The following is a 12,917-nucleotide window of genomic DNA, read 5'->3' on the forward strand; positions in this document are numbered from 1 at the left end:
ACAAAAAGCCCCCGCCTCTCACGAGGCGGGGGCTTTTGTTTTACCGAGGGATCAAGCCGGTTGCAGCACCGACTGACCGCTCAACGCCAGGTCGAGCAACTCACGGTTGGCGACCGCATACATGGCGTAGTCCGTGCCGACGGCTGCACGGATTTCGACCATCATTGCGCGCCAGCGATCAGCCATGTCCTGGTGCTGCTCAAGCCACAGTGCCACACGGGCCTCCATGTCTTGTGGCGCATCGGCCATTTGCAGCACCGAAATGGTAATCGCCCGTTGCTGCCAGTCCACGTCGTCGCGGAACGCTTCGCGGGCCTGGGCCTGCCAGTTGTTGGCGACCGGCAGATCGCTGATCTGCTGCAGGTACCACGGCAGGTCCAACGCGCTGCCGACAGCGAAGTAGGCCTTGGCCACTTCGGCGGCGTCATGCCCGGTCACGTCGGCGGCTTCGATGATCGGCAGCAAGGTGTACAGGTGAGTCGTACCGGCAACCATGCGCGCCAACAACTCCGGTACGCCGGCTTCGGTGTAGGCCTGGTAGCGGTTCTGCCAGCCTTCGCGGGTCGGGCCTTCCAGCAGTTCGTCGAGCTTGAGGCCCAACGCCGCCAGGTGCGGACCGAAGTGCGCGGTGTCGCGGCCAGCGTCCTGCTCGTTGCGACGGCTGCGCAGGAACCAGCGCGTAGCGCGACGGCCCAGGCGCATCAGCTCATCCATCAGCTCCAATTGCACGTCGGCGGACACCTGGTGGTCCAGGGCTTCGATCTGACGGAACCAGTGCGGGAGGTGGAAAATGTCACGCACGATCACGTAAGCGCCGGCCACGTTCGCCGGGCTCATGCCGGTCGACTCTTTGAGTCGCTGAACGAAGGTGATGCCCATGTGGTTGACCAGGTCGTTGGCGATCTGGGTGCTGACGATTTCGCGCTTGAGGCGGTGACGGCGCATGGCTTCGCCGAACTTGGCCACCAGGCTCGGCGGGAACGCGGTCTCCATGTCACGGGTCAGGTAGTCGTCATCGGGCACCAGCGACTTGAGCAGGGCTTCCTTGAGGTCGATCTTGCTGTAGGAGATCAGCACCGACAGCTCGGGACGGGTCAGGCCCTTACCGGTGGAGGCGCGCTCCACAAGCTGCTCTTCGGTCGGCAGGTACTCGATGGCGCGGTCCAGCTTGCCACGGCCTTCCAGGTCGCTCATCAGGCGTTTGTACTCGGCAGCACGCTCGTAAGCCTTGCGCGCGGCCAGGGACAGTGCCTGGGTTTGCTTGTAGTTGTTGCCCAACACCAGGTTGCCGACTTCGTCGGTCATGCTCGCCAGCAGCTGGTTGCGCTGCTTGTCGGTCATGTCACCGGCCTGCACCACTTCGTTGAGCAGGATCTTGATGTTCACTTCGTGGTCGGAGCAGTCCACACCACCGGCGTTGTCGATGAAGTCGGTGTTGGAACCGCCGCCATTGAGGCCGAATTCCACACGGCCCAATTGGGTCATGCCGAGGTTACCGCCCTCGCCCACGACCTTGCAGCGCAGCTCGTTGCCATTGACGCGCAGCGCGTCGTTGGCTTTGTCGCCCACGTCGGCGTGGCTTTCGGTGCTGGCCTTGACGTAAGTCCCGATACCGCCGTTCCACAACAGGTCCACCGGCGCCTTGAGCAAGGCGTTGAGCAGTTCGGTCGGGGTCAGCTTGTCGGCCGAAATATCAAAGCGCTCTTTCATCTGTGGCGAAATAGCGATGCTTTTGGCGCTGCGCGAGAAGATCCCGCCGCCTTCGGACATGATGCTGATGTCGTAGTCGGTCCAGGCCGAACGCGGCAGCTCGAACATGCGCTGACGCTCGACGAAGCTGGTCGCCGGGTTCGGGTTCGGGTCGATGAAGATGTGCAGGTGGTTGAAGGCCGCGACCAGTTGCAGCTTGTCGGACATCAGCAAGCCGTTACCGAACACGTCACCGGCCATATCGCCGACGCCCACCACGGTGATGCTGTCTTCCTGCACGTTGATGCCGCGCTCACGGAAGTGACGCTGCACACCCACCCACGCGCCCTTGGCGGTGATGCCCATTTTCTTGTGGTCGTAACCGGCAGAACCACCGGAAGCGAACGCATCACCCAGCCAGAAGCCGTAGTCGATGGCAATGCCGTTGGCGATGTCGGAGAAGGTCGCAGTGCCCTTGTCCGCCGCAACGACCAGGTACGGGTCATCGTCGTCATGACGCACGACATTGACCGGTGGCACCAGGGCGCCGTCCTTGAGGTTGTCGGTAATGTCCAACAGGCCCGAAATGAAGATGCGGTAGCACGCGATGCCCTCGGCCGCGATCTCGTCACGGCTGCCGCCCAATGGCAGGCGACGCGGCAGGAAGCCACCTTTGGCGCCCACCGGCACAATGACCGAGTTCTTAACCTGCTGGGCTTTTACCAGGCCGAGCACTTCGGTGCGGAAGTCTTCTTCACGGTCGGACCAGCGCAGGCCGCCGCGTGCCACGTTACCAAAGCGCAGGTGCACGCCTTCAACACGCGGCGAGTACACGAAGATTTCAAACTTCGGCACCGGCTTGGGCAGCTCGGGAATCGCACGCGGGTCGAACTTGAAGCTGAAGTACGACTTGTTCTGGCCGTTGGCGTCGGTCTGGTAGAAGTTGGTGCGCAGGGTGGCCTTGATCAGGTCCAGGTAGCGACGCAGGATGCGGTCTTCGTTGAGCACCTGAACATCGTCCAGGGCTGTGAGAATCGCTTGCTCCAGGCGTTGCTGCTTGTCTTCGAGGTCGTCGGCGGTGAGCTTGCGCGCCAGGTAGAAGCGGGTCTTGAACAACCGGGTCAATTCGCGGGCGATGTCGGTGTGGTTGTTCAGGGTGCTGGCGATGTAACCCAGGTCGAAGCCCAGGCGGATCTGCTTGAGGTAACGGGCGTAAGCACGCAGCAACGCCACGTCGCGCCAAGGCAGGCCGGCGGTGAGTACCAGGCGGTTGAACGCATCGTTTTCGGCATCGCCATGCACGATGTGCACGAACGCGTCCTGCAGGGTGTCGTTGAGCTGCTGGATATCCAGGTTTACGCCTTCGGCGGCGATGAACGCAAAGTCATGGATCCAGAACTCACGGCCATTGGCATGACGCAGGCGGTACGGGAACTCGCCCAGCACGCGCAGGCCGAGGTTTTCCAGGATCGGCAGCACGTCGGACAGCGCCAGCGGCGTGTCGGCGTGGTAGAGCTTGCAATGCAGCTCACGCTGGCCGGAGACCTGGCCCAACGGCTGATAGAAGCTCATGACCAGCGGGTTGGCTTCCGTCAGGCTGTTGAGGTGCTGCATGTCGACCACGGCCGAATGCGCGGCAAAACGCTCGCGGTAACCTGCCGGGAAGCCTTTCGGGAAGTCCGCCAGCACGTTGGTGCCCTGGGCTTCGCCGAAGCTTTCCACGACCAGGCTGGCGTAGTCGTCCTGCCAGCTGCGGCAGGCCTGCACCACTTCTTTTTCCAGTTGAACCGGGTCGATGTCCAGGCGATTCTTCGGGTCCACCCGCAGAATCAACTGCACACGGGCCAGTACGGATTCGGAGAAGAAGGTCCAGAATTCGCAGTCCGAGGCTTTGAGGCGATCCATCAGCACTTGCTGGATCTTCTGGCGCACTTCGGTGGAATAGATATCGCGCGGCACGTAGGCCAGGCAGTAGCAGAAACGACCGTACGGGTCTTTGCGCAGGAACACGCGGATCTTGTTGCGCTCCTGGATCTGCACGATCGACATCACGGTGTTGAACAGCTCGTCGACCGGGGTCTGGAACAGGTCATCACGGGGCAACACTTCAACCACCTGGGCCAGCTCTTTGCCCAGGTGCGCCTTGGCCTGGAAGCCCGAGCGACGCTCGATTTCCGCGACTTTACGGCGAATGTAAGGGATAACCCGCACGCTTTCGCCGTACACCGACGAAGTGTAGAGGCCCATGAAGCGGTGTTCCTTGATGACCTTGCCGTCGGCGCTGATTTCACGGATCGACACATAGTCCGGGTAAGCCGGGCGGTGCACGCGGCTTGGGTGCGCGGCCTTGGCGAACGACAGCACGGTCGGTTCACGCAGGTAGGCCACGGCATAGTCTTCGATGCGCGTGTCTTCGGCGGTGAGGCCGGCACGCAGCAATTTGGTCAGACCGAGGAAGGAGCCGGTGTCATATTCGATATGACCGCCGTCCGCCTCGTCACGTACCACGAACTCTTCATAACCCAGGAAGGTGAAGTGGTTGCCCACCAGCCATTCCAGGAAGCTCTTGATCTCGGCTTTCTCTTCACCGTCGATGCTGAACTGGCTGGCGTCGATACCGGCCAGCAGGTCCTGGACCTTGGCTTTCATCGGTTCGAAGTCGGCCACAGCCACGCGCACTTCGCCCAGCACCTGCTCAAGCTCTTTGCTCAGCACGTTGAGTTCGGCGGCATTGGCGCAACGGTCGATTTCCAGGTACATCAGCGATTCTTGCTGAATGCCTTCGCCCTGGGTGCCTTTTGGCAGGATTTCCAGCAACTCGCCTTTGTTGCCGCGACGCACACTGAGCACAGTGGTTTGCAGGGTGTGGATGCTGTAGCCACGGCGGTTGAGCTCGGTGCGTACCGAGTCGACCAGAAATGGCAGGTCATGGTGCAGCACTTCAACCGCGGTGTGGGTCGACTGCCAGCCATGACGTTCGTAATCGGGGTTGTAGACCCGCACTTGCGGTTGAGTGTGGTCAAAGCGCTCAAGCAGGCGCCAGGCAGACAGGGTGCAACCGGCCAGGTCGGAAAGGCGACGTTGGGTCAGTTCGTCCAGGGAAATAATGCCGAAAAATTGCTCAGCGAACAGCGCCACTTGTGGCAGTGCCTGTTCACTGATGTGCTGCGCCAGTGCCGCTTGCAGTTGATGCTGGAAGTCGGCCTTGCTGGCTGCGGTGAAGAACGCCATCTGTGGTACTCCGCTTGGGCTTGTTATTGATGGAAGCGTCGCGTGTTATCCCCTTGCAGGGAGACCGTCAGCGCTGTTCGTCGGTACTGATAACAAGCACCTTAAACGAATCAGCGTGACAGGTGGGTGAAGCTGGACAAGACAATGAGGTCACATACAACTTCCATAAGATGCACTCCACGCCAGACGACGGTAAGACGGGCAGGTCAGGCTCCCGGCACAGGGCACATCCGTTGCGCAGCTTAACGAGTGTAGGAAGACAGCTGCTTGCGACGCTGCGACATATTCGGTCATCGGTACGCAGGCTTGGGGTTGCGACTTGGGCAACCCGAATTTTTCCGAAGAAAAACCGGCTATTTCCAACCTGTCGAGTATCAAAAATGACTGATGTTGCCCGTCAAGTCATGCATTGGTTCTGACACAGAATGCAGCACAAAATTCGCCGCAATGGCACAATTGCCTCGCTGCGCCCTCCCCCAGACAGGATTTCCCATGCTGCAAATGAACACTGATGCGTTGATGGCCACTCCGTGCGACGACGAAGAAGACAACATGGCCATGCTTTGCTGTCACGGCAAAAATGGCGAAATGTTCATGCTCAGCCGCTACCCGGACGAGGATGAGGTTGAACTGACCTGGGACTATGAGCCGTCGACCCTGGATGGGCTGAAAGTCACCTTGAGTGACACCACCCTGGTGATTGAACTGGCGGCCGGCGATGCCGATGCACTGGGCGGCAAGGACTGCCTGGCGATCACCCACACCACCGCTGTGTCGGAGATGGCTGAAGTGGAAGAAACCTTGCAGAACATTCTCAAGGGCACCGGCACCTTTACCCGTATTTAGGCAGCTCCCACAGGGACCGAGTAACCTTTGGTGAAATTTTGTACGCTGCACACAAAAATCCTACACGTTTTGCTAAAAATACCGCCCGCGCCGTTAGTCGCCGCACCCCGCGATGCATTAAAGTAGACGCCCCAGGCCCGGCGGTTTTTTTCGACGTTGGGGCTCATCTCTCCAGGAACCGTCATCGATGGAACATCGTGAAGCGCTGCTTGCGCTGCGAACCTTTCTTTCTACGCAGATTCTCGGCCAGGAAAAACTCATCGATCGCCTGCTGATCGCCCTGCTCGCCGACGGCCATATGCTGGTCGAAGGCGCACCGGGCCTGGCCAAGACCAAGGCCATCAAAGAGCTGGCCGAAGGCATCGAAGCGCAGTTCCATCGTATCCAGTTCACCCCCGACCTGCTGCCCGCCGACATCACCGGCACCGAGATCTATCGCCCGGAAACCGGCAGCTTCGTGTTCCAGCAAGGCCCGATCTTTCACAACCTGGTGCTGGCGGACGAAATCAACCGCGCCCCGGCCAAGGTGCAATCGGCACTGCTCGAAGCCATGGCCGAACGCCAGGTCAGCGTGGGCCGCAGCACCTACGACCTGTCGCCATTGTTTTTGGTGATGGCCACGCAAAACCCCATCGAGCAGGAAGGCACTTACCCGTTGCCCGAAGCCCAGCTCGACCGTTTCCTGATGCACGTCAAAATCGGCTTCCCGGACGCGGCCGTCGAACGGCGCATCCTGCAACAGGCCCGTGGCGAAGCACTCAATGGCGAAACCAAGCCTGAACGGCGCGTAAGCCAGCAGGCGATTTTTGCCGCGCGCAAGGAAATCCTGGGCCTGTACATGGCCGATGCGGTGGAGGAATACCTGGTGCAACTGGTCATGGCCACACGCACCCCGGCCAAGTTCGACCCGGAAATGGCCGAGTGGATCGCCTATGGCGCCAGCCCGCGCGGCTCCATCGCCCTCGACCGCTGCGCCCGCGCCCATGCCTGGCTGGCCGGGCGCGATTTTGTGAGCCCCGAAGATATCCAGGCGGTGCTGTTCGACGTGCTGCGCCATCGCATTATTCTGTCGTTCGAGGCCGAAGCGGCCGGCATTGACCAGGACCGCGTGGTGCAACGCATTCTCGACGTCGTAGCCGTCGCTTGAACCCCATGAATGCCGGCGATGGAATCCGCGTCACGCTCAGTGAATTGATTGAGATGCGCCATCGCGTTCGCGAAGTGCAGCTGTTTTCCACACCCAGCCAGCGCAGCCCGTTGATCGGCCTGCACCACTCCAAGCTGCGTGGGCGCGGGGTCGACTTCGACCAGGTGCGCGTGTACCAGGCCGGCGATGATGTGCGCACCATCGACTGGCGCGTCACGGCGCGCACCCAGGAGCCGCACACCAAGCTGTTCCACGAAGAACGCGAACGGCCGATTTTCATCATGGTCGAGCAAAGCTGCCGGCTGTTTTTTGGTTCCGGCCAAATGTTCAAATCGGTGCTCGCCGCCCAAGCCGCCAGCCTGATCGGCTGGGCCGCGCTGGGGCATAACGACCGTGTCGGCGGGCTGGTGTTCGGCGACAGCGAACACTACGAAATCAAACCCCGGCGCAGTAAACAAAGCCTGCTGCAATTGCTCAACCGCCTGGTGCGGGTGAACCAGAGCCTGAACACCGAAAGTCGCCCCGAAGCCGACGCGTTGGGCATGGCCCTGCGCCGTGGCCGCGAAGTGCTGCGCCCGGGCAGCCTGGTCATTGTGATCTGCGACGAGCGCGCCCTGACCGAAGGTGCCGAGCAGCAACTGAGCCTGTTGTCACGGCATTGCGACCTGCTGTTGCTGCCTATTTCTGACCCGTTGGACCACGCCCTGCCCGCTGCGGGGCTGCTGCGTTTCGCACAAAGAGGCGCGCAACTGGAACTGGACACCCTGAACTTCGATTTGCGCCAGGCTTACAAAGCCCAGGCCGAGGAGCGTATTGCGCGCTGGGAGCTGCTTGCACAGAAGCTGCGCATTCTATTGATGCCCTTAAGCACCCAAAGCGAAATGGTCGAGCAACTGCGCGAATACCTCAACCCGCAACGCCCGGTTAAAAAGCAATGAGCAGCCTCGACCAACTGCAGCCCCTGATCGCCCCACCGGCCATCGGCTTCTGGCCACCTGCGCCGGGCTGGTGGTTGTTGCTGCTGGTGATTCCATTGTTGGGTTGGGGCCTGTGGTGGTTGCGCCGGTTCCTGCCCACACGCCGCCCCGTGGCCCGTGCCGAACAACCACTGGACCCGCTGCGCATCGCCGCCCTGGCCGAACTGGCACTGATGCCCAAACCCTACGACGGCGCGCCCGCCGGTGCCTGGCTGCAACAACTCAATGGCCTGCTCAAGCGCCTGTGCCGCAACGACTACCCCTACAGCCAGAGCCACACGCTCAACGGGCGCAAATGGCTGGCGTTCCTCGACAACCGTTGCCCGGCCGCCGGCCTTACGCGCTGGATGGTGTTGGTCGAAGGCGCCTACAAACCCGAATGCAAACTCGACGACAAGGCCATCGCCGGCCTGACCCAAGCGGTCGATACCTGGATTCGCAAACATGTTTGAGTTCGCCTGGCCGTGGATCTTCGCCCTGTTGCCCTTGCCGTGGTTGATGCGCTTTATCCTGCCGGTGGCCGACAGCGGCGAGCCCGCGCTGAAGGTCAGCTACCTGGCCGACCTTGAAGGCCTGGCGCGCCGCCGCGCACGGGTCAACCTGCCCGGCTGGCGTCAGCAAGCGCCGTTCGTGGTGCTGTGGTTACTGCTATTGACCGCCGCCGCGCGCCCGGAATGGCTCGGCGAACCGCTGCCGATTGCCGCCAGCGGCCGTGACCTGCTGGTGGCCGTGGACGTGTCCGGCTCCATGGACTTTCCCGATATGCACTGGCAGGGCGATGACGTCAGCCGCCTGAGCCTGGTGCAGCATTTGCTCGGCGACTTCCTGGAAAGCCGTGAAGGCGACCGCGTGGGCCTGATCCTGTTCGGCAGCCAGGCGTACCTGCAAGCGCCGCTGACCTTCGACCGGCGCACCGTGCGCACCTGGCTGGATGAAGCGCGCATCGGCATCGCCGGTAAAAACACCGCCATCGGCGATGCGATTGGCCTGGCGCTTAAACGCCTGCGCCAGCGCCCGGCGCAAAGCCGCGTGCTGATCCTGGTCACCGACGGCGCCAACAACGCCGGGCAGATCGACCCGCTGACCGCTGCGCGCCTGGCGGCCGAAGAAGGCGTGAAAATCTACCCGATCGGCATCGGCGCCGACCCGGAGCAAACCGGCTCATTGGGCATCCTGGGCGTCAACCCGAGCCTGGACCTGGATGAACCGGCCTTGAAGGCCATCGCGGACGCCACCGGTGGCCGCTACTTCCGCGCCCGCGACGGCGATGAGCTGCAAAAGATCAAGCAAACCCTCGATCAGCTGGAACCGGTGGCGCAACAACCGACCCAGGCACGCCCGGCCCAGGCGCTGTACAGCGCACCCCTGACGCTGGCCCTGATACTGAGCATGCTGCTGGTGGTGCAGGAGCGCTGGCCCAATAACGCATTGCAACGCTGGTTCAATAAGCTCTCGACCAAAGGCATTTTTTTGCAGCAACACCCGCAATGGCGCCAACGCCTTAAACGCCTGCGCTTGCGGAGGCGTCGATGATCGACCTGTGGCCGCACTGGTTCCGCCCCTGGTGGCTGTTGCTGCTGCCGTTGCTCGGCTGGCTGCTGTGGCAGCTGTGGCACCGGCAAAAGCGCGCCGGGCGCTGGCAGATGATTTTGCCGCCGGCCTTTCATGCGGTGCTGCTCAGTGGCGGCAACGGCCGCGAGAGCAAATCGCCGTGGGTGGTGCTGGGCGTCGCCTGGCTGCTGGCCGTGTTGGCGTTGCTCGGCCCCAGCTGGCAAAGGGTTGAACAGAACAGCCAGAAACCCGCCGACCCGGTGGTGGTGCTGCTGGAACTGACCCCGGAAATGCTTGCCACCGACAGCCCGCCCAATCGCCTGGAACAGGCGCGGCGCAAGCTCTACGACTTGCTGCAAGCACGTGACAACGCGCCCACCGCCATCGTCGTGTATGCCGGCAGCGCGCACACGCTGGTGCCGCTGTCGGACGACCTGGCCACCAGCCGCAACCTGCTCGAAGCGTTGCGCCCCTCGATCATGCCCGAGCCCGGCCATCGCGCCGACCTGGCGGTAGAAAAAGCCCTGAGCCTGCTCAAGCAGGCCGGCCTTGGCCAGGGGCGCCTGCTGCTGGTGGGTTCGTCACTGTCGAAACAGGAGCGCCAGGGCATCCGCCTGCAGTTGCAGAGCGCCCAGGCCCCGAGCCTGTCGATCCTCGGCATCGGCAGCCGCGAAGGCACGCCGGTGACCCAGGAAAGCGGCGAGTTCCTTAAGGATGACCAGGGCGCCATCCTGGTGCCGCGCCTGGACAGCCCGACCCTCAAAGCCTTTGCCAGTGAGATGGGCGGCCGTTACCGCGCCGCGCGCCTGGACGACAAAGACCTGCGCCAGCTCAACCTGCTCGACGGTCCGCAACAACTGCGCAATGACGGCCAACTGCTGCACCTCGATACCTGGGCCGACCAGGGTTACTGGTTGCTGCTGCCCCTGTTGCTGCTCGCCGCCTGCGCGGGCCGCCGAGGCTGGCTGTTCTGTTTGCCGTTGCTGCTGTTGGGCGCGCCGCAGCCCAGCTATGCCTTTGAACTTCAGGACCTGTGGCTGCGCCCCGACCAGCAAGGCCAATACCTGCTGAAGAAAAAGCGCCCCAGCGAGGCCGCCGAACACTTCGAAGACCCGCAATGGCAAGGCGTAGCACTGTATGAGGCGGGTGACTACGCCGAGGCGATCAAGCGTTTTGCCCAGGGCAACGACGCCTATTCCCACTACAATCGCGGCAACGCCCTGGCCAAGTCCGGTGAACTGGAAGCCGCCATCGACGCTTACGAGCAAGCGCTCGAAGCCCAGCCCGACCTGCAACCGGCGTTGAAAAACAAAGCCCTGGTCGAAAGCCTGATCCAGGAAAAAGCCCAGCCGGAACCGGCCAAGCCCGCCAAAAATGAGGATGACGAAACCACTCAACCCGGCCAAACTGCGCAACCGGGCGCCAGCGGCCAAAGTGCCACGGGCGGCGAGCAATCGCCTCAAGGCCAAGGCCAGGCCAGTGCCGGCGACAACCAGACGGGCGCCACCCCCAAAGCCGGCGGCAATGACGTACCCGGCAGCGAACTGGGCGACGAGCACACCACCACCCCGCCCTTGCGCCCCGCCGATGCCAGCCTCGATGGCGAGCATCGCCAGGCGCTGGAGCAATGGCTGCAGCAGATCCCGGACAACCCCGGCGAGTTGCTGCGGCGTAAATTCTGGTACGAACAGCAACAACATCAGGACAAGACTCGATGAGCCGCCGCACCACCCTTCTGCTCCTGTTTGCACTCTCGGCAGGCCACGCCCAGGCGGCCAACCTGGTGGCGAGTGTCGACCGCAGCCGCGTCAATTCCGGGGAAACGGTGGAGCTGACGGTGGAGTCCAGTGACGTCACCCAGTTCGGTAAACCCGACTTGTCACCGCTGGATGCGCAGTTCGAAGTCAGCGGCACGCGTCAGATCAACCAGCTCACCACCTTGGGCGGCGATAACCACGCCACCACGCGCTGGATCATCACGTTGCTGCCCAAGGAAAACGGCACCGTGGTGATTCCGCCGCTGCAAGTGGGCGAACTCAAGACCCAGCCGATCAGCCTGCAAGTGCTGGAAACCGCCAGCCAAAACACCAGCGCCGAACTGGCCCCGGTGTTTATCGAAGCCAACCTCGACCAGAGCAGCGTGTACGTGCAGGCCCAGGCACTGTTGACCGTGCGCGTGTACCACTCGGTGTCGCTGTATGACGACAGCAGCCTCACGCCGTTGCAAATCCCGGATGCGCGCATCGAGCAATTGGGCGAGTCGCGCACCTACGAAAAGGTCATCAACAGCATTCGACACGGTGTGATCGAAACCCGTTATGCGATCTACCCGCAGCGCAGCGGCGCCCTGGTGATACCGGCGCAGACCTTCAGTGCCACCCTGGTGGAATCGCGGCCGCCCCAGGAGAACACCCTGCAAGGCACCAAACCGGGCAAGTTGATTCATGTCAGCTCGGCCGAGTTGCCACTGACGGTAAAGCCCAAGCCGGAATTTTACCCCGCCGACGTAGCCTGGTTGCCTGCGCGCAGCCTGACCCTGAGTGAAGCCTGGAACCCTGAACCCGATCACGTACAAGTCGGCGACTCCCTGACGCGCAGCCTCACGGTCAAGGCCGAGGGTTTGTCCAGCGCACAACTCTCGGCACTGCCCACCAGCGAGATCAACGGCCTGCGCCGTTACCCGGACCAGCCGGTACTCGCCAACCAGAACAGCGACCGAGGCCTGATCGGCAGCCGTGAAGACCGCGAAGCCCTGGTGCCGACCCGCGCCGGCAGCGTGGAAATGCCCGCCGTGGAAGTGGTGTGGTGGAACACCCACGAGGATCACCTGGAACGTACCAGCCTGCCCGCGCGCACGCTGCAAGTGGCGACCAACCCAAGCCTGGTGGTGGACACGCCCGCCACGCCAACGGTGATTACCGCACCGGACGATAGCCGCCTGTGGCTGTGGCAACTGAGCACCTTGATACTCGCCTGCACCACGCTGTTGGGTTTCGGCCTGTGGTGGCGCGCGCGTCGCCAACCTGCCGTGCAGCGCGCGGCCCAAACCGGCCCGAGCCCACGCTCGCTGCTGGACGACCTCAAACGCGCCACCCAGGCCAACGACCCGCAAGCCACACGCCAGGCGCTGGATGCCTGGGCGCGGCAACAGCCGGAAACCCTGGCCGACATGGCGGCGCGATTTGTGCCGTTGTCGGATGCCCTGGATGGGTTGAATGGCGCGCTGTACAGCGAGAGCGGCCAGTATTGGCTGGGTGAAGATTTATGGCGTGCGGTCAAGGCGATTCCAATGGTCGAGCGCGAGCAAGACCCGGCGATGGATACCACCAGCTTGCCGCCGCTGTACCCCAAGTAATCTTGATCCAGCTCACACAGTTGATCTGTTGCCTGGGCGACATGCATTGTTAAAGGCCAGCAGTCCATATCCCTTTAATTTGCGGGAAGTTTCCTAGACAATCCTTCGGCCTTGCGCCTGC

The 12,917-nt window shown here is 62.6% G+C and carries 8 protein-coding genes; 7 read left to right on the forward strand and 1 reads right to left on the reverse strand.

Going from position 1 to position 12,917, the window contains the following annotated elements; genetic code table 11:
• Window positions 1–51 precede the first annotated feature (51 nt).
• Window positions 52–4,920, reverse strand: coding sequence for an NAD-glutamate dehydrogenase (locus tag BLV67_RS28140; RefSeq protein WP_069786350.1), 4,869 nt, complete (start codon window positions 4,918–4,920; stop codon window positions 52–54).
• Between the two features lie 492 nt (window positions 4,921–5,412).
• Between BLV67_RS28140 and BLV67_RS28145 the strand changes: the two genes are divergently transcribed.
• The 7 genes from BLV67_RS28145 (at window position 5,413) to BLV67_RS28175 (ending at window position 12,796) form a co-directional block, all read left to right on the forward strand.
• Window positions 5,413–5,766, forward strand: a complete 354-nt coding sequence (locus BLV67_RS28145) for a hypothetical protein (RefSeq protein WP_069786349.1) — start codon at window positions 5,413–5,415, stop codon at window positions 5,764–5,766.
• 187 nt (window positions 5,767–5,953) lie between these two features.
• Window positions 5,954–6,913 (forward strand): AAA family ATPase, encoded by a 960-nt coding sequence (locus tag BLV67_RS28150; protein WP_003174327.1) that lies wholly within the window; start codon window positions 5,954–5,956, stop codon window positions 6,911–6,913.
• A 5-nt stretch (window positions 6,914–6,918) separates the two neighbouring features.
• The gene (locus BLV67_RS28155) at window positions 6,919–7,851 is read left to right on the forward strand and encodes a DUF58 domain-containing protein (protein ID WP_056860262.1); all 933 of its coding nucleotides are present in this window, start codon (window positions 6,919–6,921) and stop codon (window positions 7,849–7,851) included.
• Window positions 7,848–8,342 carry a DUF4381 domain-containing protein gene (locus BLV67_RS28160; RefSeq protein WP_017136650.1) on the forward strand — a complete coding sequence of 165 codons (495 nt, stop codon included), beginning with the start codon at window positions 7,848–7,850 and terminating at the stop codon, window positions 8,340–8,342. Before BLV67_RS28155 ends, BLV67_RS28160 begins: the two co-directional genes overlap by 4 nt.
• Window positions 8,335–9,423 carry a vWA domain-containing protein gene (locus BLV67_RS28165; RefSeq protein WP_065931297.1) on the forward strand — a complete coding sequence of 363 codons (1,089 nt, stop codon included), beginning with the start codon at window positions 8,335–8,337 and terminating at the stop codon, window positions 9,421–9,423. Before BLV67_RS28160 ends, BLV67_RS28165 begins: the two co-directional genes overlap by 8 nt.
• Window positions 9,420–11,159 (forward strand): tetratricopeptide repeat protein, encoded by a 1,740-nt coding sequence (locus BLV67_RS28170; protein ID WP_069786348.1) that lies wholly within the window; start codon window positions 9,420–9,422, stop codon window positions 11,157–11,159. The genes BLV67_RS28165 and BLV67_RS28170 overlap by 4 nt, the downstream gene beginning before the upstream one ends.
• Complete coding sequence (locus tag BLV67_RS28175; protein ID WP_065931295.1) at window positions 11,156–12,796, forward strand: BatD family protein; 1,641 nt, start codon at window positions 11,156–11,158, stop codon at window positions 12,794–12,796. Before BLV67_RS28170 ends, BLV67_RS28175 begins: the two co-directional genes overlap by 4 nt.
• The last annotated feature ends 121 nt before the right edge of the window (window positions 12,797–12,917 follow it).

Source organism: Pseudomonas salomonii, assembly GCF_900107155.1.
Classification (GTDB): domain Bacteria; phylum Pseudomonadota; class Gammaproteobacteria; order Pseudomonadales; family Pseudomonadaceae; genus Aquipseudomonas; species Aquipseudomonas salomonii.

Coding starts and splice junctions, on each gene's coding strand:
- BLV67_RS28140 (WP_069786350.1), bottom strand. CDS start 4,920: ATGGCGTTCTTCACCGCAGCCAGCAAGGCCGACTTCCAGCATCAACTG.
- BLV67_RS28145 (WP_069786349.1), top strand. CDS start 5,413: ATGCTGCAAATGAACACTGATGCGTTGATGGCCACTCCGTGCGACGAC.
- BLV67_RS28150 (WP_003174327.1), top strand. CDS start 5,954: ATGGAACATCGTGAAGCGCTGCTTGCGCTGCGAACCTTTCTTTCTACG.
- BLV67_RS28155 (WP_056860262.1), top strand. CDS start 6,919: ATGAATGCCGGCGATGGAATCCGCGTCACGCTCAGTGAATTGATTGAG.
- BLV67_RS28160 (WP_017136650.1), top strand. CDS start 7,848: ATGAGCAGCCTCGACCAACTGCAGCCCCTGATCGCCCCACCGGCCATC.
- BLV67_RS28165 (WP_065931297.1), top strand. CDS start 8,335: ATGTTTGAGTTCGCCTGGCCGTGGATCTTCGCCCTGTTGCCCTTGCCG.
- BLV67_RS28170 (WP_069786348.1), top strand. CDS start 9,420: ATGATCGACCTGTGGCCGCACTGGTTCCGCCCCTGGTGGCTGTTGCTG.
- BLV67_RS28175 (WP_065931295.1), top strand. CDS start 11,156: ATGAGCCGCCGCACCACCCTTCTGCTCCTGTTTGCACTCTCGGCAGGC.